Annotated in this window: 19 protein-coding genes; 15 read left to right on the top strand and 4 right to left on the bottom strand. The window is 61.5% G+C overall.

The genetic code is table 11. The features are described from left to right. Nucleotides 1-2 precede the first annotated feature (2 nt). The 4 genes from doeA to D781_RS10935 all read left to right on the top strand — a co-directional run bounded on the left by doeA (nucleotide 3) and on the right by D781_RS10935 (nucleotide 4,286). Nucleotides 3-1,202: an ectoine hydrolase DoeA gene (gene doeA / locus D781_RS10950; RefSeq protein WP_015672391.1), complete on the top strand. Its 1,200-nt coding sequence runs from the start codon at nucleotides 3-5 to the stop codon at nucleotides 1,200-1,202. 12 nt (nucleotides 1,203-1,214) lie between these two features. Continuing rightward, nucleotides 1,215-2,228, top strand: coding sequence for a N(2)-acetyl-L-2,4-diaminobutanoate deacetylase DoeB (gene doeB, locus D781_RS10945; protein ID WP_015672390.1), 1,014 nt, complete (start codon nucleotides 1,215-1,217; stop codon nucleotides 2,226-2,228). Nucleotides 2,229-2,277: 49 nt separating this feature from the next. Beyond that, entirely contained in the window at nucleotides 2,278-2,763 is a 486-nt protein-coding gene (locus tag D781_RS10940) for an Lrp/AsnC family transcriptional regulator (protein WP_015672389.1), read from the top strand. A gap of 80 nt (nucleotides 2,764-2,843) precedes the next feature. Further along, nucleotides 2,844-4,286 carry an MFS transporter gene (locus D781_RS10935; protein WP_015672388.1) on the top strand — a complete coding sequence of 481 codons (1,443 nt, stop codon included), beginning with the start codon at nucleotides 2,844-2,846 and terminating at the stop codon, nucleotides 4,284-4,286. Between the two features lie 57 nt (nucleotides 4,287-4,343). Here D781_RS10935 and D781_RS10930 read toward each other — a convergent pair whose 3' ends face one another. Continuing rightward, nucleotides 4,344-5,645 carry a sorbosone dehydrogenase family protein gene (locus tag D781_RS10930; RefSeq protein ID WP_015672387.1) on the bottom strand — a complete coding sequence of 434 codons (1,302 nt, stop codon included), beginning with the start codon at nucleotides 5,643-5,645 and terminating at the stop codon, nucleotides 4,344-4,346. A gap of 13 nt (nucleotides 5,646-5,658) precedes the next feature. Next, nucleotides 5,659-6,084, bottom strand: coding sequence for a DUF2231 domain-containing protein (locus tag D781_RS10925; protein ID WP_015672386.1), 426 nt, complete (start codon nucleotides 6,082-6,084; stop codon nucleotides 5,659-5,661). A gap of 558 nt (nucleotides 6,085-6,642) precedes the next feature. Here D781_RS10925 and D781_RS10920 point away from each other — a divergent pair. The 8 genes from D781_RS10920 (at nucleotide 6,643) to pqqF (ending at nucleotide 16,086) form a co-directional block, all read left to right on the top strand. Then, nucleotides 6,643-9,042 (top strand): glucose/quinate/shikimate family membrane-bound PQQ-dependent dehydrogenase, encoded by a 2,400-nt coding sequence (locus D781_RS10920; protein ID WP_015672385.1) that lies wholly within the window; start codon nucleotides 6,643-6,645, stop codon nucleotides 9,040-9,042. Nucleotides 9,043-9,349: 307 nt separating this feature from the next. Then, entirely contained in the window at nucleotides 9,350-10,399 is a 1,050-nt protein-coding gene (locus D781_RS10915; RefSeq protein WP_041411806.1) for a dipeptidase, read from the top strand. A gap of 126 nt (nucleotides 10,400-10,525) precedes the next feature. Then, entirely contained in the window at nucleotides 10,526-10,603 is a 78-nt protein-coding gene (pqqA, locus tag D781_RS22720) for a pyrroloquinoline quinone precursor peptide PqqA (protein ID WP_004937827.1), read from the top strand. Nucleotides 10,604-10,663: 60 nt separating this feature from the next. Next, a complete protein-coding gene (pqqB, locus tag D781_RS10910; protein ID WP_015672383.1) occupies nucleotides 10,664-11,575 on the top strand; it encodes a pyrroloquinoline quinone biosynthesis protein PqqB in 912 nt (303 codons plus the stop codon). Nucleotides 11,576-11,584: 9 nt separating this feature from the next. Further along, the gene (gene pqqC / locus D781_RS10905) at nucleotides 11,585-12,340 is read left to right on the top strand and encodes a pyrroloquinoline-quinone synthase PqqC (protein WP_015672382.1); all 756 of its coding nucleotides are present in this window, start codon (nucleotides 11,585-11,587) and stop codon (nucleotides 12,338-12,340) included. Next, the gene (gene pqqD, locus D781_RS10900) at nucleotides 12,340-12,618 is read left to right on the top strand and encodes a pyrroloquinoline quinone biosynthesis peptide chaperone PqqD (RefSeq protein WP_015672381.1); all 279 of its coding nucleotides are present in this window, start codon (nucleotides 12,340-12,342) and stop codon (nucleotides 12,616-12,618) included. The genes pqqC and pqqD overlap by 1 nt, the downstream gene beginning before the upstream one ends. Next, complete coding sequence (gene pqqE, locus D781_RS10895; RefSeq protein ID WP_015672380.1) at nucleotides 12,611-13,756, top strand: pyrroloquinoline quinone biosynthesis protein PqqE; 1,146 nt, start codon at nucleotides 12,611-12,613, stop codon at nucleotides 13,754-13,756. The genes pqqD and pqqE overlap by 8 nt, the downstream gene beginning before the upstream one ends. A gap of 2 nt (nucleotides 13,757-13,758) precedes the next feature. Next, entirely contained in the window at nucleotides 13,759-16,086 is a 2,328-nt protein-coding gene (pqqF, locus tag D781_RS10890; protein WP_015672379.1) for a pyrroloquinoline quinone biosynthesis protein PqqF, read from the top strand. A gap of 8 nt (nucleotides 16,087-16,094) precedes the next feature. On the opposite strand, the gene D781_RS10885 is transcribed toward pqqF, so the two are convergent. Beyond that, nucleotides 16,095-17,333 carry a phage tail sheath C-terminal domain-containing protein gene (locus D781_RS10885; RefSeq protein ID WP_015672378.1) on the bottom strand — a complete coding sequence of 413 codons (1,239 nt, stop codon included), beginning with the start codon at nucleotides 17,331-17,333 and terminating at the stop codon, nucleotides 16,095-16,097. A 573-nt stretch (nucleotides 17,334-17,906) separates the two neighbouring features. Here D781_RS10885 and D781_RS10880 point away from each other — a divergent pair. Continuing rightward, the gene (locus tag D781_RS10880) at nucleotides 17,907-20,339 is read left to right on the top strand and encodes a glucose/quinate/shikimate family membrane-bound PQQ-dependent dehydrogenase (protein ID WP_015672377.1); all 2,433 of its coding nucleotides are present in this window, start codon (nucleotides 17,907-17,909) and stop codon (nucleotides 20,337-20,339) included. 192 nt (nucleotides 20,340-20,531) lie between these two features. Then, a complete protein-coding gene (locus D781_RS10875; RefSeq protein WP_015672376.1) occupies nucleotides 20,532-20,990 on the top strand; it encodes a DUF943 family protein in 459 nt (152 codons plus the stop codon). A gap of 61 nt (nucleotides 20,991-21,051) precedes the next feature. Here the strand turns inward: D781_RS10875 and D781_RS10870 are convergent, their stop codons facing one another. Continuing rightward, a complete protein-coding gene (locus tag D781_RS10870) occupies nucleotides 21,052-22,035 on the bottom strand; it encodes an NAD(P)H-quinone oxidoreductase (RefSeq protein ID WP_041412111.1) in 984 nt (327 codons plus the stop codon). A 148-nt stretch (nucleotides 22,036-22,183) separates the two neighbouring features. Between D781_RS10870 and D781_RS10865 the strand changes: the two genes are divergently transcribed. Continuing rightward, a complete protein-coding gene (locus D781_RS10865) occupies nucleotides 22,184-23,152 on the top strand; it encodes a LysR substrate-binding domain-containing protein (RefSeq protein ID WP_015672374.1) in 969 nt (322 codons plus the stop codon). Nucleotides 23,153-23,186: the final 34 nt, after the last annotated feature.

The raw sequence follows: 23,186 nt of genomic DNA, 5'->3' as shown, positions 1-23,186 counted from the left end.
GCATGTTGACGAAAACTTTGCCCTTCACACGCGAAGAGTACGACCAGCGGATCGCCAAAACCCGCGCCGCGATGGCGCAGCAAGGCATCGAGCTGTTGGTGGTCAGCGACCCTTCCAATATGGCCTGGCTGACCGGTTATGACGGTTGGTCGTTTTATGTACATCAGTGCGTGCTGCTGGGGCTGGAGGACGATCCGGTGTGGTTCGGCCGCCTGCAGGACAGCAACGGCGCGCTGCGCACCTGCTGGATGGATGACGAACGGATTATCGGCTACCCGGAGCGGCTGGTGCAGAATCCGGACGAACACCCGATGCGCTGGCTGGCCCGGGAGGTGCTGCCGATGTTCGGCTGGCGTCAGGCGCGCATCGGCGTGGAAATGGATAATTACTACTTCTCCGCCAAGGCTTTTCTCAGCCTGCAGCGGGACTGCCCGCAGCAGGCGTTTATCGACGCCACGGCGCTGGTGAACTGGTGCCGGGCGGTCAAATCGCCGCGCGAGCTGGAATATATGCGCATCGCCGCACGCATCGTCGGCAAGATGCATGAGCGCATCTACCAGATGGTGGAACCGGGGCTGCCGAAAAACATGTTGGTGGCGGAGATCCAGCGCTGCGCCATCGAGGGCTGGGTGGACGACAGCGGCGTTCGCTTCGGCGGCGACTACGCGGCGATCGTACCGCTGCTGCCGGGCGGCGCTGACGCCGCCGCGCCGCATCTCACCTGGGACGACCGGCCGTTCCGTCAGGGTGAAGGCACCTTCTTTGAAATCGCCGGCTGCTATCGCCACTATCACGCACCGCTGTCGCGCACCATTTTCCTCGGCGACGCGCCGGACCACTTCCTGCGCGGCGAAGAAGCGCTGCTGTCCGGCATTGAGCTGGGGCTGGCCGCAGCCTGTCCCGGCAACAGCTGCGGCGACGTCGCCCGGGCGCTGGAGAGCGCCATGCGCCGCGCCGGTATCGATCGCGGCGGCGCGCGCTGCGGCTACCCGATTGGCATCAGCTACCCGCCGGACTGGGGCGAGCGCACCATGAGCCTGCGCGCCAGCGACGACACGCCGCTGCAGCCCGGCATGACCTTCCACTTTATGCCCGGCCTGTGGATGGATGACTGGGGGTTGGAAATCACCGAGAGCATCGTTATCACCGCACAGGGCGCTGAAGTGCTGTGCGACTACCCACGACGTCTGTTTGTCAAATAAGGAGCCAACAGCATGAGTCATGAAAAACCCAGCCCCGTGTATGCCGGGGTGGATTTCGGCCAGCCCGGCGTGCAGCACGGCTTCCTGAAGCTGCCCTGGTCCCACGATAACTCCGCCTGGGGCGCGGTGATGATCCCGGTGACGGTGATCAACGGCGCGCCGGGGCCGACGGCGCTGCTGACCGCCGGCAACCACGGCGATGAGTATGAAGGCATTATCGCCTTGCTGAAGCTGGCGAACACGCTGCAGGCCGAGGAGGTTCAGGGGCGGGTGATCATCGTGCCGATGATGAACGCGCCGGCGGTGCAGGCCGGCACGCGCACCTCTCCCATCGACGGCGGCAATCTTAACCGCAGCTTCCCCGGTGCGCCGGACGGCGGCGTCACCGCGCAGATTGCCGACTACTTTACCCGGGTGCTGGTGCCGATGTGCGACGTGGCGCTGGATCTGCACTCCGGCGGCCGCACGCTGGAGATTATGCCCTTCGCCGCGCTGCATGCGCTGGACGATGAGCGTCAGCAGGCCGACAACCTGGCCGCCGCGCAGGCCTTCGGCGCGCCGCTTACCGTGATGATGTATGAACTGGACGCCAGCCAGCTGTACGACACGGTGGTGGAAAGCCAGGGCAAAGGCTTTGTTACCACCGAACTGGGCGGCGGCGGCACCACCACGCCGCAGCGTCAGCAGTTGGCGGAGCGCGGCGTGCGCAATTTTCTGGCCCATCACGGCGTGCTGACGCAGGCGCCGCAGCCCTGGGAGGGAGAAACGCAGCTGCTTGATATGCCTGATGCATCCTGTTATGTACAAAGCGAGCACTGCGGCATTCTGGAGTTTCTCTGTCCACTGGGCCAGCGCGTAAGCGCGGGTGAACGGCTGGCCCGCGTTTATGATCCCTCCCGCAGCGGCCAGCCGCCGGTGGAATACCGGGCGCAGCGCGACGGCATTCTGCTGGCGCGGCGCTTTCCGGCGCAGGTTGCGATGGGAGACACACTGGCCGTTATTGCCCGGGAGATCGTATCGCCATAGCGATAAACGGCCCCGGCGCGCCGGTCGCCATTAAGGATGTAATCACCGTATGAAACTCGATCGCTATGACCTGAAGATCCTCGACATTCTGAGCAAAGACGGCCGCATTACCAAGTCGCGGCTGGCGGAGTCGATAAACCTGTCCGTCAGCCCCTGCTGGGAGCGGGTAAAACGTCTGGAGCAGGCCGGACTGATCGAAGGGTATTACGCCAGGCTCAACGCCCGGGTGCTGATGAAGCGCCTGCCGATCTGGGTGTCGATCGAGCTTAACCAACATAACGCAGAGAGCTTTGCCCGTTTTGAAAAACGCGTGCTCAATACGCCAGAACTGACCGAATGTGTGGCAGTGGGCGGCGGCGTGGATTACTGGGCCAAATTCGAAACGCTGTCTATCGACGAGTATCAGCGTCTGATTGACAGCTGGCTGGATTCTGACCTGGGCATCGAACGCTATTTTACCTATATCGTCACCAAAAACGTGAAGTCCGTCGCGCCGCTGCAGAGCCTGCGCCGCGAAGGCGACATAGAGGTATAAACGCAGGGAATATGGGTAATGCCGTGGGCGGCGCTTCGTTCCCGCCGCCCCGCTCTCCAGATTAATCATGGAGAAAAATAATGAATAGCAACACAACACCTGCACCACAAAATCACGCAGACGCGGTACCCGATGTCACCATCATCGACAAATCCCTGGTGAAACGCGCCGTGGCGGCGGCCTCGCTGGGCAACGCCATGGAGTGGTTCGACTTCGGCATCTACGGCTATCTGGCCGTGACCCTGGGGATGGTGTTCTTTCCGGAGATCAGCCCCGGCGCCCAACTGCTCTCCACCTATGCCGCCTTTGCCGTCGCCTTTCTGATCCGCCCGCTCGGCGGCATGTTCTTCGGCCCGCTCGGCGACCGCATCGGCCGCAAACGGGTGCTGGCGCTGACCATGATTATGATGGCGCTCGGCACCTTCGCCATCGGGCTTATCCCGAGCTACGCCAGCATCGGCCTGTGGGCGCCGGTGCTGCTGATCGTGGCGCGCGGCGTACAGGGCTTCTCCACCGGCGGCGAATACGGCGGCGCGGCCACCTTTATCGCCGAATACGCCCCGGACAGAAAGCGCGGCCGGCTGGGCAGCTGGCTGGAGGTCGGCACCCTGCTGGGACTGATCTTCTCCGCCGCGCTGGTCACCGCCATGACCCTGCTGCTGGGCAATGAGGCGATGCGCGAATGGGGCTGGCGGGTGCCGTTTCTGATCGGCGGCCCGCTGGGGCTGATCGGCGTCTGGCTGCGCCTGCGGCTGGAAGAGACCCCGGCGTTCGCCAAGCATATGGAAAACAGCGCGCCGCCGCCGGGGATGCGCCAGCAGTGGCAAGAGATCGTCACCCATCATCTGCGCGCCTTCCTGCTGTGCATCGGCATGGTATTTATCCTGAATCTGGCTGATTACATGCTGCTGACCTGGATGCCCGGTTACCTGAACGTGGTGCTGGGACTGAGCGAACTGGCGGGGCTGACCATCGTGGTGGCGGCGATGCTGTGCATGATGGTGGTGCTGCCGTTTATGGGGGCGCTGTCCGATAAAATCGGCCGCAAGCCGCTGTGGACCATCGGCTGCGTCGGTTTTCTGCTGCTGACGCTGCCCTGCTTTTACGCGCTGGGCAGCCAGAACCTGGCGCTGACCTTTATCGGCATGCTGGTGATGGGATTGCTGTTGACCTGTTTTCTCAGCACCGTGGCCTCCACGCTGCCGGCGCTGTTCCCCACCGCGGTGCGCTACGGCGGGCTGGCGATCGCCTATAACCTCTCCACCTCGCTGTTCGGCGGCACCGCGCCGCTACTCAGCGCCTGGCTGGTCAACGTCACCGGCAACCCGCTGGCGCCGGCCGGCTACCTGATGTTTGGCGCCCTGGTGGGGCTGATCGCGGTGCGGATGAGCAAAGAGAGCGCCTGTCAGCCGCTGGAAGGTTCGCCGCCAGCGATTGAATCCCGCGCCGAAATTATGGATCACCTGTATCGCCATCAGCGCCGCAAGCGTCTGCGTCTTTCGACCCTGTCCAGCGACGGCTGAGGATAAAAAAACGCCGTCTGGCTGATGCTGCCGGACGGCGCTCGCGGTTTGGCCGGGTTAGCGGGCGGCGCTGACGCGCCAGACGCTGTCGCCGGCGTCATCGGCAATCACCACGCCGCCCTGCTTATCCATCGCCAGGCCGACCGGCAGACCGCGCACCTGCTTCTGGTCGTCGGTCAGGAAGCCGGTGACCACCGGCTGCGGCTGGCCGACCGGTTTGCCGTTTTCAAACTTCACCCACACCACCTGATAGCCGTTGAGCGGCGTGCGGTTCCAGCTGCCGTGCTCGCTGACAAACGCCCCGCCGCGGTACTGCGGCATATTGTCGCCGGTGTAGAACAGCAGCCCCAGCGGCGCAACGTGCGAACTGAGCGCATAGTCCGGCTTGATCGCCTTCTCCACCAGATCCGGCCGCGGCGGCTGCGCGCGCGGATCGACATGCTGGCCGAAGTAGCTGTACGGCCAGCCGTAGAAGCCGTTTTCCTGCACCGAGGTCATATAGTCCGGCACCAGATCGGAGCCGATCTCATCGCGCTCGTTGACGATGGCCCACAGTTTGCCGCTCTGCGGCTCCCACTGCAGCCCGGTCGGGTTGCGCAGGCCGGCGGCATAGATACGGCTGGCGCCGCTGGCGGCGTCAACCTCCAGCACCGCCGCGCGCCGATACTCGGCGCCGATGCCGTTTTCCGTGATGTTGCTGTTGGAACCGACCCCGACATACAGCTTGCTGCCGTCCGGGCTGGCGAGCAGCGCTTTGGTCCAGTGGTGATTCAGCGGCCCGCCCGGCAGTTCGGTCACTTCAACCCCCGGTTCGCGGATCTCGGTCTGCCCCTCCTGGTAAGGGAACTTCACCAGGCTGTCGGCATTGGCCACCCACAGCGTGTTGCCGATCAGCTGGATGCCGAACGGCGAGCGCAGGTTTTCGATAAAGGTATGTTTTTGCCACTGGCCGTTAACGTTGCGCAGCAGCGTAATGCGGTTGCCGCCCGCGCCGCCTTTGCCGGAGGCTTTCTGCACGATGCCCATAATCAGCTGCTTCGGCCGCGTGGTGGGCTTGGCCGGCGCGTTGGATTCGGCCACCAGAATATCGTTGTTCGGCAGCACGTAAACCTGGCGCGGATGCATCAGGCCATCGGCGATTTTTTCAATTTTCAGCCCTTCAGCCACCTTCGGCTGCTCACCCTGCTGCCAGGCGGCGCCTTCCGGCACCTGCATCGGCGGCATCAGGAAGTTTTTCGCCTGCGGCAGCTCCGGGTCCGGGCCAATCTGTTTCTGCGGATCCAGCTGCGCGCCATTATCGCACCCGGCCAGCAGTGCGCTGAGGATGGCGGCGGTCAGGACGGTATTGAATTTTTTCATGGTCGGCTTCTCCTTAAGCGGCGCGTTGACGTAACGCAAATTGCACATTGCCCAACAGCAGCAGGATCACCACCAGGGTCGAGAGCGTAACGCCCAGCGGCACCACCGCATAGGCGTCGCGGCTGTGAATAAAGGCGTTGACGATCGCCAGCACGATCGCCAGCAGATTCAGCCAGAAGTGCAGCGTGGCCCCGCGCTCGCGCGCGCTTTTGCTGAACCAGACCTGCCCCAGATTAATCAGCCGGGGAATAATGGCGATCACCAGCCCGAAGGCGATCAGCCAGCTGGCGGCGTGGGTCCACATCAGGACAAAGGTTTTGAGGTAAATAATGTCGAAAATCCAGGCGGCGACAAAGAATCCGAGCGGAATCGGGTTCAGCAGTTCGTACAGCGCCACGGCAAGCGTCGATTTTCCCGAGGTATTGTGGTGGATATTCATGTCCGTCTCCTAAACGCATCCAAAGGTAGGCATAACGACCAACGTACAGCCGCGCCTGTAATAGATTAGTAAAGATGATGAAAGACGCGGGCAAGGCGGATAAAAAAAACGCAGAAGAAAACAACGTGAAAATCAGGGGTAATCGAATTTAGAATCCTCTGAGCGCGCGGATATATTGTTGCAGAAAAACTAAGGATATATTTCACCGGCGCGGCAATGGCCATAAATAACGTGCGCTATTTGGTGGTAAATACGCCATGCAGCGCTACGCCGCTGCGACGAGGCATTAATTGTTCACCGTCCGCTCAGGCCGCATGATAACTGGCTCCAGGCGCTCTTCGCCCATCATGGCGGCGGCGAAAAAACGCGCGCCTTACCATTAAAGCTCTACCATATCTGTGAAATAAGTCTCATACTTGCGCATCTTTATTGGTTCCAGGGTCAATAAAGCGACCGGCCGATCGCTATTTTCGGCTCGGTTAAACAAAAAACAGAATGCTTTTTGAGATTTGGCTTATTCTCAAAATGAAGCTTTTTTAATTCACGGTGGTTAATTCTATGGAAAAAAAACACCCCTCATCCATCCTGATCCTATTAACAGCGCTGTTCGCTGCGTTAAGCGGCGTATATCTGTTAGTCGGCGGGATATGGTTGACCAAACTGGGCGGCTCGTTCTATTACATCGTCGCCGGTGTGGTAATGTTGATAACCGCATGGCTGTTGTACCGTCGCCGTGCTACTGCCCTGTTGCTGTACGCCCTGTTCCTGCTGGGCACGGTGATTTGGGCGCTGTGGGAAGTCGGCCCTGACTTCTGGGCGCTGACGCCGCGTCTCGACGTCACCTTCTTCTTCGGTCTGTGGATGGTGCTGCCGTTCATTTACCGCAAACTGGTTGCCGGCGGCAAACTGGCCTACGGCGCGCTGAGCGCGGTGCTGGTGCTGACCGTGGCGGTGCTGGCCTACGCGGTGTTCAACGACCCGCAGGAGATCCACGGCACGCTGGATCCGGCGCAGACGCAGGCGGTGGTCGATCAGGCCGCGCAGGCTGACGCCGCAGACTGGCCGGCCTACGGCCGCACCCAGGAAGGCACCCGCTACTCGCCCCTGAAGCAGATCAACGACAAAAACGTTGCTCAGTTGAAAGAAGCCTGGACCTTCCGCACCGGCGATCTGAAAACCGAGAATGACCCGGGCGAGATCACCAACGAAGTAACGCCGATTAAAATCCGCGACACGCTGTATCTGTGCACCGCGCACCAGAAACTGTTTGCGCTGGATGCCGCCACCGGTAAAGAGAAGTGGCAGTTCGATCCGCAGCTTAAATACAACTCAACCTTCCAGCACATCACCTGCCGCGGCGTTTCTTATCATGAAACGCCGGCTGCGGCGCAGGCCGATGCCAACCATACGCCGGCAGCCCAGTGCGCCCGCCGCATTATCATGCCGGTGAACGACGGTCGTCTGTTCGCGCTGGATGCCGAAACCGGCAAACGCTGCCCGGACTTCGCCGACAACGGCGAGCTGAACCTGCAAACTAATATGCCGCATGCGACGCCGGGCCACTATGAGCCGACCTCGCCGCCGGTGGTCACCGACAAAGTGATCATCATTGCCGGCGCGGTGACCGATAACTACTCCAACCGCGAACCTTCTGGGGTTATCCGCGGCTTTGACGTCAACAGCGGCAAACTGCTGTGGGCCTTCGACCCGGGCAGCGCCGATCCGAACAAGATCCCGGCCGACGAACACCACTTCGTGCCGAACTCGCCGAACTCCTGGGCGCCGGCGGCCTATGACGCCAAGCTGGATATGGTTTACCTGCCGATGGGCGTGTCCACGCCGGATATCTGGGGCGGCGACCGTACGCCGGAAATGGAACGCTACGCCAGCGGCCTGTTGGCGCTGCACGCCAGCACCGGTAAACTGGCTTGGTTCTACCAGACCGTGCACCACGATCTGTGGGACATGGATATTCCTGCCCAGCCGACGCTGGCGGATATCACCGGTAAAGACGGCAAGAAAGTACCGGTGATTTACGTACCGACCAAAACCGGCAACATCTTTGTGCTGAACCGCACCAACGGTGAGCTGGTGGTACCGGCGCCGGAACGTCCGGTGCCGCAGGGCCCGGCGAAAGGCGACCGTCTGTCGCCGACGCAGCCGTTCTCCGAACTGACCTTCCGTCCGGAGAAAAACCTGACCGGTGCCGACACCTGGGGCGCCACCATCTACGATCAGCTGGTGTGCCGCGTGATGTTCCACAGCCTGCGCTATGAAGGCACCTTCACCCCGCCGTCCGAGCAAGGCACGCTGGTATTCCCGGGCAACCTGGGGATGTTTGAATGGGGCGGCCTGTCGGTGGATACCGACCGTCAGGTGGCGATCGCCAACCCGATGGCGCTGCCGTTTGTCTCCAAACTGATTCCGCGCGGTCCGGGCAACCCGATCGAGCCGGATGAAAACGACAAAGGCGGCAGCGGTACCGAGTCCGGCATTCAGCCGCAGTACGGCGTACCGTACGGCGTAGAGCTGAATCCGTTCCTGTCGCCGCTGGGCTTCCCGTGCAAACAGCCGGCCTGGGGTTACATCTCGGCGGTCGATCTGAAAACCAACCAGATCGTGTGGAAGAAACGTATCGGCACCGTGCGCGACAGCTCGCCGGTCCCGCTGCCGTTTAAAATGGGTATGCCGATGCTGGGCGGTCCGGTGACCACCGCAGGCAATATCTTCTTTATCGGCGCGACCGCGGATAACTACCTGCGTGCGTTTAACGTCAGCAACGGCGATAAACTGTGGGAAGCGCGTCTGCCGGCCGGCGGCCAGGCAACGCCGATGACCTATCAGGTTAACGGCAAGCAGTACGTGGTGATCGCCGCAGGCGGCCACGGCTCGTTCGGCACCAAGCTGGGCGACTACATTGTCGCTTACGCCCTGCCTGACGGCACCGAAAGCAAGTAATCTGACGCGCTGACGCGTGTGAGTACCGCAGATGGCCGCCCCGCAGGGCGGCCATTTTTTGTCTGCCATTCCTGAAACCCTGTCTCATCTCCACAGGTCGCGCCGGAAAACAGCCTGGGCTTGCGCTGCTGATTTTTTCAGCATATAAGGATGCGATTAACCTGATGTTCTGGGGGATCTGAGGATCCGGTGAGCCAATGGCCGTTGCGCTCTGCCGAACAAATCGCCGTTTGGCACCGGCGGCGGTTGCCCTGTCCCGGCAGATCGGGGAACATAGACATTCACCTGCCGATATAGTGAAACCATGATGACCCCCTTACCGCCCCGCGCCGTATTTGACGGCCATAACGACCTGCTGCTCAAACTGTGGCTCGAACATCCCGACGATCCGGCCGGCGCTTTTTACCAACAGGTCCCAGGCGGCCACCTCGACTATCCGCGCATGCGGCGCGGCGGCTTTGCCGGCGGACTGTTCGCGGTGTTTATCCCGCCCGTGGCGTATGTCGCCCAGCAGCGCGGACAGAGCGAAGCGCAGGTGCAGAGCTATTTCGATCCGCTGACCATCGTCGAACAGCAGATCGCCATCATGTATCAGTTGGAGCAGGCGGCGCCGGAGCGGCTGCGCGTCTGCCGCACGGCCGACGATATCCGCCAGTGCCGGGCCAGCGGGCAGATCGCCGCGGTGCTGCATATTGAGGGTGCCGGCGCGCTGGACGCCGAGCTGTCGCAGCTGGAGCATTTCTACCGGCTGGGCGTACGCAGCATCGGGCCGTTCTGGAACGTGGCCAACGCCTTCGGCGAAGGGATCCGCGGCGCGTTTCCCGGATCGCCGGACAGCGGCCCCGGCCTGACCGACGCCGGCAAGGCGCTGATCGCCGCCTGCAACCGCCGGCGCATCATGATCGACGTCTCACATATGAACGAAAAGGCCTTCTGGGACACCGCCGCCCTCAGCGACGCGCCGCTGGTGGCAACCCACTCCAACGCCCATGCGCTCTGCCCGCAGCCGCGCAACCTCACCGACGCCCAGCTGGACGCCATTGCCCGCAGCGGCGGCATGGTCGGCGTCAATTTCGGCACCGCCTTTTTGCGCGCCGACGGCCAACGGGACAGCGCCAACACCGATTTGACCGAAATTGTTAAACATATTGAGTTTTTAATCGCTAAACTTGGTGAAGATCACGTTGGCTTCGGCTCGGATTTTGACGGTGTGAATGTGCCGCAGCCGCTGGCGGACGTCAGCGGCCTGCCGGCGCTGATGGGGGCGCTGGCGCAGGCGGGGTTTGATCAGCCGCTGCTGGACAAGCTCTGCTGGGACAATTGGCTTAAAACGCTGACTGTCAACTGGCGCGCATAGCCAAAAACTTTTACCCTTTAAAGGTTGCGAAGTTCATCACATTTATTCAACATCGCAGCGGCCGGATGTAAACGGTTTTCTTAATGGGCGTTTTTTGCCCACGACAATAAAATAGGAGTATGACATATGACCACCTGGACCAAACCTGAATTCGTCGACCTGCGCCTGGGCCTGGAAGTGACGCTGTACATTTCCAACCGTTAATTGCCCGTCATGCCCGCCCCGTGCGGGCATCTCTTTGGTTTCCCCTTATCTGGTCCACACATGCAGATTAAAGTTCTCGGCTCTGCGGCAGGCGGCGGTTTCCCCCAGTGGAACTGCAACTGCAAGAATTGTCAGGGCGTGCGCAACAACACCATCAAGGCGTCGCGCCGCACCCAGTCCTCCATCGCCATCAGCGACGACGGTAAAAATTGGGTGCTGTGCAACGTCTCCCCCGATATCTGTCATCAGCTGCTGGCTTCGCCTGAATTGAATAACCCCGACGTGCTGCGCGGCACCGGCATCGGTTCGATCATTCTGACCGACAGCCAGATCGATCACAGCGCGGGTTTACTCAATTTGCGTGAAGGCTGCCCGCACCACGTCTGGTGCACCCGCGAAGTACACGACGACCTGAGCAACGGCTTCCCGCTGTTCACCATGCTGTCGCACTGGAACGGTGGGCTGATCCACCACCCGGTCGAACCGCTGGCGAGCTTCCAGACCGCGGTCTGCCCGACCATCCGCTTTACCGCCATCCCGCTGCTGAGCAACGCGCCGCCCTATTCGCAGTATCGTCATCGTCCGCTGCCGGGCCATAACGTCGCGCTGTTCGTCGAAGACACCGCGCGCGGCAGCAGCCTGCTGTATGCGCCGGGACTGGGCGAGCCGGACGACGCCCTGCTGCCGTGGCTGCAGCGCGCCGACTGCCTGTTGATTGACGGCACGCTGTGGCGCGACAATGAGCTGGCGGACGCCGGCGTCGGCCGCAACACCGGCAAGGATATGGGCCACCTGGCGCTGGCGGAAGAACAGGGCCTGGCGGCGCTGCTGGCCTCGCTGCCGGCAAAACGCAAAATCCTGATCCATATTAATAATACCAATCCGATCCTGGACGAAGATTCCGCCGAGCGTCACAGCCTGACGCAGGCCGGCATCGAAGTGAGCTGGGACGGGATGAACATCGACCTGTAGGTTAACGCCATGACACAGCAACACCCCCTTTCCCCGGCCGAATTTGAAGCGGCGCTGCGGGCGAAAGGCGCGTATTACCATATTCATCATCCGTACCATATCGCCATGCACAACGGCGAGGCGACGCGCGAGCAGATCCAGGGCTGGGTCGCCAACCGCTTCTACTATCAGACCAGCATCCCGATCAAGGACGCGGCGATTATGGCCAACTGCCCGCAGCCGGACGTGCGGCGCAAATGGGTGCAGCGCATCCTCGACCACGACGGCTACGGCGGCAGCGAAGGCGGCATCGAAGCCTGGCTGCGGCTGGGGGAAGCGGTGGGCCTGCAGCGCGATACCCTGCTGTCCGAAGAGCTGGTGCTGCCGGGCGTACGCTTCGCCGTTGACGCCTACGTCAACTTCGCCCGCCGCGCCTGCTGGCAGGAAGCGGCCTGCAGCTCGCTGACCGAACTGTTTGCGCCGCAGATCCATCAGGCGCGCCTCGACAGCTGGCCGCAGCACTATCAGTGGATCGAAGCCGAAGGCTACGACTATTTCCGCAGCCGCCTCGGCCAGGCCAACCGCGACGTGGAGCACGGACTGGCGCTGGCGCTGGAGTACTGCGACAGCGTCGAGAAGCAGCAGCGTATGCTGGAGATCCTGCAGTTTAAACTGGATATTCTGTGGAGCATGCTGGACGCCATGACCATGGCCTATTCCCTGAACCGAGCGCCGTACCACACCGTGACCGATGCGCGGGCGTGGCATACCCAGAGGCTGGTGTAATGACGTTGAATCCTGAACAGACCCCGATGTTTCGCCGCGGCTACCGCCTGCAGTGGGAAGAGGTGCAGCAGAGCCATGTGATTCTGTACCCTGAAGGCATGGCTAAACTGAACGACAGCGCCGCCGCCATTTTGCAACTGGTGGACGGCAAGTCGACGCTGCAGGGCATTATCGACCAGCTGAACGCGCGCTTTCCCGGCGCCGACGGGCTGGCGCAGGACGTGCTGGAGTTTTTCCAGCGCGCCTACGAGCAAAAGTGGGTAATTTTCCGTGACTGAACATGCTGTAAAACCGTCGGTCAACCCGCCGCTGTGGCTGCTGGCGGAGCTGACCTACCGCTGCCCGCTGCAGTGCCCCTACTGCTCCAACCCGCTCGACTTCGCCGCGCAGGAGCAGGAGCTGACCACCGAGCAGTGGATTGAGGTGTTCCGCCAGGCGCGGGCGATGGGCAGCGTGCAGCTGGGCTTCTCCGGCGGCGAGCCGCTGGTGCGCAAAGACCTGCCGGAACTGATCGCCGCGGCGCGCGATCTGGGGTTCTATACCAACCTGATCACCTCCGGCATCGGGCTGACGGAGAAAAAGCTGCAGACCTTCGCCGACGCCGGTCTGGACCATATCCAGATCAGCTTCCAGGCCAGCGATGAAACGCTGAACGCGGCGCTGGCCGGCAACCCGAAGGCCTTCCAGCAGAAACTGGCGATGGCGAAAGCGGTCAAGGCGCTGGGCTACCCGATGGTGCTCAACTTTGTGCTGCACCGGCATAATATCGACCAGATCGACCGTATTATCGAGCTGGCGATCCAGCTGGAAGCCGACGACGTAGAGCTGGCGACCTGCCAATTCTACGGCTGGGCGCAACTGAACCGCGAAGGCCTGCTGCCGACCCGCGAGCAGATTGCCGATGCGGAACAGGTGGTGCAGCGCTACCGCGAGAAAATGGCCGACAGCGGCAACCTGGCCAACCTGCTGTTCGTCACGCCGGACTATTATGAAGAGCGGCCGAAAGGCTGTATGGGCGGCTGGGGCGCGATCTTCCTCAGCGTGACGCCGGAAGGCATGGCGTTACCCTGTCACAGTGCCCGCCAGCTGCCGGTGAAGTTCCCGTCGGTGCTGGAGCACAGCCTGGAGCATATCTGGTATGAATCGTTCGGCTTTAACCGCTACCGCGGCTACGACTGGATGCCGGAGCCTTGCCGCTCCTGCCCGGAAAAAGAGCAGGACTACGGCGGCTGCCGCTGCCAGGCGTTTATGCTGACCGGCGACGCCAGCAATGCCGATCCGGTCTGTTCCAAGTCACCGCACCACGGCACGATTCTGGCGGCGCGCGAGGCGGCGAACCAGACGCAGATCGGCATCGATCAGCTGCGGTTCCGCAACCGTACCAACTCACAGCTGATCTTTAAAGGTCAGGCCTGAACATGCCCCAGCCCCCGGTCACGCTGCGGCTCGCGAGCGGCCTGCGGCTTAACCTGCTCGCCGATGCCGCCGCGCCGCGCGCGGCGGCGTTGATGCAGATTGACGCCGGCAGTTACCACGAACCGTCGGACTGGCCGGGGCTGGCGCACCTGCTGGAGCATATGCTGTTTCGCGGCAGCCACGCCTTTGACGGTGACCAGCGGCTGATGAGCTGGGTGCCGGCCCACGGCGGCCGCCTCAACGCCACCACCCGCGAAACCGCGACCCACTTCTTTTTTGAACTTGACGGCGAACGCTTCGCCGACGGCCTGGCACGACTGATCGACATGCTGGCCGCCCCGCTGCTGGCCCTGCCGGCGCTGGCGCAGGAGGTTGAGGTGATCGACGCCGAATACCAATTGCTGTGCCAAGACGCCGATACGCTGTGTGAGGCCGCGCAGCAGCAGGCGTTTGACGGCATTGCCGCCATGCGGCGCTTTACCGTCGGCAACCGCCGGGCGTTTGGCGACGATATGCCGGCGCTGTGCGCCGCCCTGCGTGATTTCCACCGCCGCTATTACCACGCGGCGAATATGACGCTGTGGCTGCAGGCGCCGCTGCCGCTTGCACAGCTGCGGCAGCTGGCGGAAACGCTGACGCAGCCGCTGCCGTCCGGCGTTGTCGCCGACAGCACGGCGGCACCGCGGCTGATCCCGCGCGACGATCGCCGGCTGAATTTGCCGGGACTGCCGCAGCTGCGCTTAACCTTTGCGCTTAACGCGGCGGATGCCGCCGCCCGTGACGGGCTGCGCCTGCTGGACGCGCTGCTGCAGGACGAAGCGCCCGGCAGCCTGATGGCACACCTGCGCCGCAGCGCCTGCTGCGACGCCGTCCGCCTGCGGCATACCCCCTGCGCCGACGGTCGCGCGCTGCTGACGTTTATCTTCAGCGTCAACCGCGGCAGCGCGGCGGAGGCGGCAATCATTGAAAACGCCCTGCTGGACTGGCTGCAGCTGCTGCCGTCGCTCAGCGCGGCGCAGCGTGAACACTACGCCCGGCGCGGCAATCAGGACTTTATGCGACTGACGCCGCTTGACCAGCTGCGGGCGCGGGCATTCGGCCTGCCGCCGCTGGCGGAAAATGCGCCGTGGCCAGCCTGTCTGGCTGAACTGACGGCCGGCAACCTGCGTCGCCTGTTGGTCAGCGCCGAGACGGCCGCCGAATCGCGCGGGGTGCAGGGGTTGCCGCTGGCGCTGACGCCTTTTGTCGCCGCCCACAGCGCGCGCCGGCCGCCGCATTACCGTTTCTACCCGCGCCACGACGCCCCGTCGACGCCGTTGGCGCTGCCTGCGGAACGCGCGCCGCTGAGCTGGCGCGCCGACGGCGATCATCCGCCGGTGCTGCTGCTGCGCCCCGCGCCGTCTACGCCGCTGGCGTCCGAACGGGCCGCGTTGCTGACGTCGGCGCTGCGCACGCTGGCGGCAGAAATTACCCATCAGGGCGGTTCGCTCGGCTTCACGCAGAGTTACGGCGTCTGGACGCTGCAAGTGTCCGGCGACGCGCCGCTGCTGTGCCGGGCGCTCAGTCAGATCAATCAGCGCCTGACCACTCTTGACGATGCACTTAAACAGGAGGCGGCGCTCAGCTGGCAGCGAACGCAGCTGCGCGCTCAGGGCGAAATCGCCGTGCGCCGTCTGGCGGCGCAATTGCCGGAGGTGCTGGCGCCGCCGGCCGACGCGGTGAGCTGGCAGGCGACGCTGTTTGCCGGCGATGCGGCGCTGCATCAGCAACTCAGTCAGTTGCTCTCCGCCTTTCCGGCGCCGATCGTCACCGCGCAGGATGTCGCACCGATCGCCGCTGCGCAACCGGTGCGACTCAGCGACGACCACGCCGACGATCGCACGCTGCTGCTGTTCTATCCGCTGGCGGACGCCACGCCGACGGCGCGGTTGGCGCTGCGGCTGCTGGCGCAACTGTATGCGCCCTGCTTCTTCCAACGGTTGCGCGTCGAGCTGAATATCGGCTACGTAGCGCACTGCGCCTATCACCGCTGCGCCGATCGCGACGGCATACTGTTTGCCTTACAGTCGCCGCGCTGCAGCCTTGAGCAGTTACACAACTATACCCGCGAGTTTTTACAGCAGATGCGCCAGGAGTTAGCCGCATTGGACGCGACGGCGCTGCAGCAGGCGAAACAGACGCTGGCGCAGAGCCTGCAATCCGCCGCCGGCGATTACTGGCAGCGCACGCGGGACGAGGTGTTAGAACAGCGGCCGGACGCCGCCGCGCTGGCGGCGCTGGATTTGCCGGCGCTGCTTGACGGACAGCGCCGGTTGTTTACTGCGGACTGAATGAGCGTTTAGGCCAACGGTGCGATATCCTGGGTAAATTCGAGGTAGATAAACTCTACCGGGCGCAACGCCGCCAGTCCGACACGCACCCGTAGGATCCCGTTATCGATGTTGTTGTCTTCTATCGCCAGCTCCACACGATAGGCCGATTCAGGTGTGTTACCGCACAAGCCCCCTTTCTTCCACAACGTGTAGAGATAATTGTTAATCGCAGCCGTAACGGATTGCCAGGTGGCAGCTGAATTAGGCTCAAACGCTACCGGGGCGAGCATGTTGCGAATATCTCGTTCAACCATGTCGCAAGTACGCCGTACGCTGATATAGCCCCAGTGACTCCCAGAAACGCCCATCGTTCTCGCCCCCCAGACCAGCGTACCGCGCCCCGGAAAACTGCGGATCATGTTTACGGATAACGTATTTTGATCCGGGCTGGTGTACAGCGCCTGTGTCTTATCTTCAACGTTGACCGTCGGAATCAACCCGGCACTGATAGGGATATTGGTCGGCGCTTTCCATACTCCTCGCTGGCTATCGGCTTTGCATATCAAACCCGCCACCACCGCACTGGGCGCGACTAAATGAATGTCTTGTCGGTCAATCGGCGATCCATCACGATCATTAAGGTGCCAATCCGCCGCCAGCCACGGGTAATAAACCGCCGTGTGCTCTGAGGGGGGCATTTTAGGGTATACACTTTCCAGCGTTTCCTCTTTGGGGCCATCCAGCAGCCCGAACAGCATGCTGCCAGGCGTACAAATCTGTTGAATTACCGCCGCTGCTGCGGGTTCCCCGGCCTGAACAATCAGGGTGACATCGTTCATCTGCGGTACAGCATCAGCCAGTTGGTCATACGGGCAGAGATAACAATAGCCCCCGCCGTTGTCAAAATAAGCGCGCAGGGCCGGAGCAAGCGGCTGGCTCCATTCCGCCTCGTTACCAAACGCGCCGGCACCGTCAATTTTTGCCAATGACGCCAAGCTTGGCCAATAACGGCCGCCTGCCAAGTTACGGTTGGGCTGTAAGCTGAGTGCGCTTTGCGGTTGGTCATTGACCGCACCAAGGACGTATCTTTCAAACTCGGAGAATGAATGAATACGCAGTGGCTGCTGTATTGTTTCCCACCAGGGGTGATCGTTTGTCTGGGAGAGAGCAAAAACCGGCACGGCTGTCGTTGCTGATGAAACGGATAACGACAATCCTTCAAATTCGTCGATATATACACCCGGAGCTTTGGGGAAAGTGATCATAAATAAATACCTGCCGAGTAAAAAAGTTGTAATAAATATTCAGTTGCAGCTCGCAATAATACGTTCTGCATTAAGCGTGATTTGTTTCACAGCCACTTCATTACTTCCAGGCTTGGCCCGGTTATACCGGTCGGCAATGCGTTAGTAACGTGCCAGGTTACATAATGGTGGGATTATTTTCACTGACTGTGAAATTATTATTCCACAATGGCGAACATTAAAAAATATCATATCCCGAAATGACTATCAAAAACGACTTTTTTCAGAAATTGGCCAGCCTGAGGTATATGTTAATTAAACAGTGCAAAAATGAAGTGTGGCCAGACGCTATCGCACCGCCAGCGGCCGGACCTGCGGCTGGCAGCAACGTCTACGTCTTTCGATCTAAATCTTCACATTAATCCTTTTTATACGACACATATCTGTAACGACAAAAACGTATCAAATGGTACAATGTCTGTCTTAACGGTCTCATCGCCCAGCTATGCCCCGCTTCGGTGGCGCAATGCTGGTCAGCGATTACACTTTGTTAACACACAACGATAGGTAATATGATTCGGGAGAGTCGCTGATATGTCTGATGTAAATGCCCGACCGGGTATGAAAATATGGTGCGTGCTATTGGGGATCGTCCTCGCCGCCACCGGGCTGTTTTTCGCCATTGCCGGCGGCAAGCTGGTCTCGTTGGGCGGTAGCTGGTACTTCCTGATCGCCGGCGTGGTGACGCTGCTGGCGGCTATCCAACTGTTCCGCCGCCGCTCGTCGGCGGTGGTATTGTTCCTGCTGGTGTTTATCGGCACCCTGATCTGGTCGGTGATTGATGCCGGCTTCGACTTCTGGCCGCTGGTGTCGCGCCTGATGGTGCCGACCGGCCTGATGCTGCTGGCGTTTCTCACCTGGCCGGCGCTGCGCAAGGCGGAAGGTAAAGCGCCGCTGGGCAAACTCTCCTACCTGCTGTCGGCGCTGTTGGCCGTCGGCATGGGCGTGACCTTTGTGCAGATGTTCCAGCCGCATCCGACCGTGGCCTTTAGCGGCGAGCAGCTGCCGCTGGTGCCGGTGGATAAAGCCAAACAGCAGAAAGACTGGGACAACTACGGCAATACGCCGGGCGGCGACCGTTTTGTGGCGCTGGACCAGATCACCCGCGACAACGTTAAAGATCTGAAAGTGGCCTGGACCTTCCACACCGGCGACATCCCGCTTAGCCCGGACGGCAACGGCGCGGAAGATCAGCAGACGCCGCTGCAGGTCGGCAACCGTATTTTCCTCTGCACCCCGCACAATAACGTGATTGCGGTTGACGTCGACAGCGGCAAACAGATCTGGAAGCGTGAAATCAACGCCCAGTCTCAGGTCTGGAACCGCTGCCGCGGCCTGGCCTATTTCGACGTTAACAAGCCGATTCCGCAGCCGAGCGTTCCCGGATCCACCCCTGCCGCGCCGGTAGCGCTGGCGGCCGGCGACAGCTGCCAGCGTCGTATTCTGATGAACACCATCGATGCGCGCCTGGTGGCGATTAACGCCGACAACGGCGAGTTCTGCCAGAACTTTGGCCAGAACGGCATCGTCGATCTGAAAGCCGGCCTCGGCGACGCCGCCGATCCGAAATATCAGCTGACTTCCGCGCCGACCCTGGCCGGCACCACCGTGGTGGTGGGCGGCCGCGTGGCGGATAACGTCCAGACCGATATGCCTGGCGGCGTACTGCGCGGCTTTGACGTCATCACCGGCGCCATGCGCTGGGCGTTCGACCCGGGCAACGACGACCCGAACGCAGCGTTGAAACCGGGCCAGCACTATGTGCGCAGCACCCCGAACTCCTGGGCGCCAATGTCCTACGACCCGGCGATGAACACCGTGTTCCTGCCGATGGGCAGCTCGTCGGTAGACCTGTGGGGCGCCAACCGCACCAAGCTGGACCACAAATATGGTGCGTCCATCCTGGCGCTGGACGCCACCACCGGCAAAGAGAAATGGGTCTACCAGACCGTGCATAACGATCTGTGGGACTTCGATATCCCGATGCAGCCGAGCCTGATCGACTTCCCGATGAAGGACGGCAGCACCAAGCCGGCGCTGGTGTTTGGTGCGAAAACCGGCCAGATCTTCGTGCTGGATCGCCATACCGGCAAGCCGCTGACCGAGGTCAAAGAGCTGCCGGTGAAAACCCGCAATATCCCGAACGAGCAGTATTCCGCTACCCAACCGTTCTCGGTCGGCATGCCGCAGATTGGCGCGCAGAAGCTCAGCGAATCGGATATGTGGGGCGCCACGCCGTTCGACCAGCTGATGTGTCGCATCAGCTTTAAATCGATGCGCTACGACGGGCTGTTTACCGCACCGGACACCGACGTCTCCCTCAGCTTCCCCGGCTCGCTCGGCGGCATGAACTGGGGCGGCCTGTCGGTTGATCCGAACAACCACTATATCTTCGCCAACGATATGCGTCTGGGCCTGTGGGTACAGATGATTCCGCAGAAGCAGGAAGACGCTAACGCGCCGGCCAGCAACGGCGGTGAGTCGGTGAATGCCGGTATGGGCGCGGTGCCGCTGAAAGGCACGCCGTATGCGGTAAACAAAAACCGCTTTATGTCGCCGCTGGGCATTCCGTGCCAGAAGCCGCCGTTCGGCACCCTGTCCGCCATCGATCTGAAGACCCAGAAAGTGGTCTGGCAGGTACCGGCCGGCACCGTGCAGGACACCGGCCCGTTCGGCATCAAAATGCATGCGCAGATGCCGGTCGGCATGCCGACGCTGGGCGGTACGCTGGCCACTCAAGGCGGTCTGGTGTTTATCGCCGGTACGCAGGATTACTACCTGCGCGCCTTTGACTCGTCCACCGGTAAAGAGGTATGGAAAGCACGCCTGCCGGTCGGCAGCGGCGGCACCCCGATGAGCTATATCTCACCGGAAACCGGCAAGCAGTACATCCTGATCTCCGCCGGCGGTGCACGTCAGTCGCCGGATCGCGGCGATTACGTGATTGCCTACGCGCTGGATAAATAATCCCGCCCCGTAAGATGAGATAGCCCGCTTGGTAATCAAGCGGGCTTTTTTATGCCAGCCAGTTTGAGAAGCCCAGCTCAACATTAAGCGTTTAATATTGACACTCTCCGCTGTACAAATAACATGCCAATACCCACTTAAATGATATGGGGTTAATGGGATGGCTGTTACTAATATTGAGGGAGGCCGTTAGTGAAAAAGTTGCTGTTAACCCTGTGCCTAATGGCCTTTCTCGGCGTTGGGTTATATGCTTATCTAAATAGTCGAACGGTTAAGATCATGGATGCCCATCATGGGCAATATACAGCGCAAATTCTTGTTGACCATCTACCATGGTCCCACTCCGCCAGCATAAACTGGTGGTTAAAAAACCAGTCATCAATTCTGAAGCAATATAATATCCCCTCTGCCGACGCAGATGGGCCGATATTCATCACTATCTATGCATTTGGTGACGGTTATAAAGAAGCGGGAAAAAAGGATCGCCGCTGTTTTGATGAGATGCAGGCAACGAAGAACTGTATCGACAAAAATATTTTGATGTCGGTTCGCCGTACACGAGACGGGGATACCGAGTTTAGTTTTGATGATGTCGCTTACCTGAGAAATCAGGATGGTAAAATTACGCGATCTTCGCGTGATGAGTATTGAAATATCATGGCCCGCTTGGTAATCAAGCGGGCTTTTTTATGCCTTCTCTGCCGCTGTCGCGTCAGCCGATGGTCAGCACAATTTTGCCGATATGTTTACCGCTGTCCATTTCCTGATGGGCGCGCGCCACATCGTCTAATGGCCAGGTCTGGTAGATCAGCGGCGGGCGGCACTGGCCGCTTTCCAGCAGCGGCCAGACGTGCTGTTGCAGTTCGCGGGCAATCTGCGCTTTTTCCGCTTTGCTGCGGGCGCGCAGGGTGGAACCGGTCACCCGTGCGCGCTTGAGCACCAGCTTCATCAGGTTGGCCTTTTCCGCCTCGACGCCGCCGAGGAAACCGATAATAATCAATTGGCCGTCCTTCTTCAGCACCTCGATATTCTGGTTAAAGTAGCTGCCGCCCATAATATCCAGCACCGCGTCAACGCCGACGCCGTTGGTGTGCCGGGCAATCGCCGCCACAAAATCTTCGCTGCGGTAGTTGATGCCGATGCCGCCCAGTTCGGCGATGGCGGCGCATTTCTCATCGCTGCCGGCGGTGGCGTAAGCGGTGATGCCCAGCGCCCGGCACAGCATCAGCGCCGTGGTGCCGATACCGCTGGTGCCGCCGTGGATCAGTACGCTGTCGCCCGGCTTCACCCGCTGGTCGGCCAGCAGGTTGGCCCAGACGGTGAAGAAGGTTTCCGGCAGTGCCGCCGACTGCTCCATGCTGAACCCCTGCGGTACCGGCAGCAGCTGCGTTTCCGGCACCACGCAGTACTCGGCATAGCCGCCGCCGTCGGTCAGCGCGCAGACGTTAGCGCCCAGGGCAAAACGCGTCGCCCCTTCTCCGCGCGCCACGATCTCGCCGGCGATCTCCAGGCCGGGGATCGGCGTCACGCCGGCGGGCATCGGGTATAATCCCTGCCGCTGCATAATATCAGGGCGGTTAATCCCCGCCGCCCGGACGCGCACCAACACTTCACCGGCGCCGGGACGCGGCAGCGCCGCGCTGACCGCCTGTAATACCTCAGGGCCGCCGGCCTCGCGGATAATGATTTGCTTCATACTGGCCGGCAGCGCCGTGCCGTTCGTTTCAACTGACATACTATGATCCCGTTTTACGTTAACTCTGTTACCATTTAGCTTAAACTTGGTACGCACAGGCCACAAATGCCAGTTTTAGAATTCATTGTTGCAATATTGGAACGTAAAGATGCAGAACCTGGATGATATGTATTACTTTGCCCGCGTGGTCGAACACGGCGGCTTCAGCGCCGCCGGGCGCGCGCTGGGCATCCCCAAATCACGGTTAAGCAGACGCATCAATGCGCTGGAAGAGCGGCTGGAGATCAAGCTGATCAACCGCTCCACCCGGCAGTTCTCCGTCACCGAGCTGGGCCACGCCTACTACCGCCACTGTATGGAGCTGACCGCCGCGGCGGAGGCGGCGCAGGCGATCGTGCACCAGAGCCAGACCGAACCGAAAGGCGGCATCCGCATCGCCTGCCCGACGGCGCTGCTGAATTTTCTGGTGACCGGCATGCTGGCGCGCTATATGAAACGCTATCCGAACGTTGAGATCTATCTGGAGAGCACCAACCGCCAGGTGGATATTCTGCGGGAAGGCTTTGACCTGGCGCTGCGTATCGACGTGCCGCCGCTGCCCGACAGCGGATTGGCGAGCAAACGGCTGTCGCCCTGCACTTATCAACTGGTCGCCAGCCCGCAGCTGCTGGAAAAGTACGGCGCCATCGGCGATCCGGCGGCGCTCGACCGCTACCCCAGCCTGTCGGTCACCACCGCCTATCAGTCGCACGAATGGCAGCTACACGGCCCCGACGGCGCCGAACGCCGTATCCGCCACAGCCCCAATCTGGTGACCGACGATATGATCACCCTGCGCCGTGCGACGCTGGAAGGCCGCGGCGTGGTGCAGATGCCGACCTTTGTGGTGTATAAGGATCTCAAGCGCGGCAAACTGCGCACGGTGCTGCCGGCCTGGCAGCCGAAACCGGCGGAGGTGAACGCCCTGTTCCCGTCGCGGCGCGGCCTGATGCCCGCCATCCGCAGCCTGCTGGATGCGCTGACGGAGGAGTTCGCCCATATTGATGTGGCCGCCTTGTACGCCCGCTACCAGCAGAGCGGCGATGGCGACGCCTGTATTCTGATGGATGAATCCTGACGCCGTGCGCACGGCCGGCGAGCAGCGCCAGCCA

The organism is Serratia sp. FGI94, assembly GCF_000330865.1.
Lineage (GTDB): Bacteria > Pseudomonadota > Gammaproteobacteria > Enterobacterales > Enterobacteriaceae > Serratia_B > Serratia_B rubidaea.
Note: the sequence above shows the minus strand (reverse complement) of the source record. Positions and strands in the feature narration are given on the sequence as shown.

Coding starts and splice junctions, on each gene's coding strand:
- doeA (WP_015672391.1), top strand. CDS start 3: ATGTTGACGAAAACTTTGCCCTTCACACGCGAAGAGTACGACCAGCGG.
- doeB (WP_015672390.1), top strand. CDS start 1,215: ATGAGTCATGAAAAACCCAGCCCCGTGTATGCCGGGGTGGATTTCGGC.
- D781_RS10940 (WP_015672389.1), top strand. CDS start 2,278: ATGAAACTCGATCGCTATGACCTGAAGATCCTCGACATTCTGAGCAAA.
- D781_RS10935 (WP_015672388.1), top strand. CDS start 2,844: ATGAATAGCAACACAACACCTGCACCACAAAATCACGCAGACGCGGTA.
- D781_RS10930 (WP_015672387.1), bottom strand. CDS start 5,645: ATGAAAAAATTCAATACCGTCCTGACCGCCGCCATCCTCAGCGCACTG.
- D781_RS10925 (WP_015672386.1), bottom strand. CDS start 6,084: ATGAATATCCACCACAATACCTCGGGAAAATCGACGCTTGCCGTGGCG.
- D781_RS10920 (WP_015672385.1), top strand. CDS start 6,643: ATGGAAAAAAAACACCCCTCATCCATCCTGATCCTATTAACAGCGCTG.
- D781_RS10915 (WP_041411806.1), top strand. CDS start 9,350: ATGACCCCCTTACCGCCCCGCGCCGTATTTGACGGCCATAACGACCTG.
- pqqA (WP_004937827.1), top strand. CDS start 10,526: ATGACCACCTGGACCAAACCTGAATTCGTCGACCTGCGCCTGGGCCTG.
- pqqB (WP_015672383.1), top strand. CDS start 10,664: ATGCAGATTAAAGTTCTCGGCTCTGCGGCAGGCGGCGGTTTCCCCCAG.
- pqqC (WP_015672382.1), top strand. CDS start 11,585: ATGACACAGCAACACCCCCTTTCCCCGGCCGAATTTGAAGCGGCGCTG.
- pqqD (WP_015672381.1), top strand. CDS start 12,340: ATGACGTTGAATCCTGAACAGACCCCGATGTTTCGCCGCGGCTACCGC.
- pqqF (WP_015672379.1), top strand. CDS start 13,759: ATGCCCCAGCCCCCGGTCACGCTGCGGCTCGCGAGCGGCCTGCGGCTT.
- D781_RS10885 (WP_015672378.1), bottom strand. CDS start 17,333: ATGATCACTTTCCCCAAAGCTCCGGGTGTATATATCGACGAATTTGAA.
- D781_RS10880 (WP_015672377.1), top strand. CDS start 17,907: ATGTCTGATGTAAATGCCCGACCGGGTATGAAAATATGGTGCGTGCTA.
- D781_RS10870 (WP_041412111.1), bottom strand. CDS start 22,035: ATGAAGCAAATCATTATCCGCGAGGCCGGCGGCCCTGAGGTATTACAG.
- D781_RS10865 (WP_015672374.1), top strand. CDS start 22,184: ATGCAGAACCTGGATGATATGTATTACTTTGCCCGCGTGGTCGAACAC.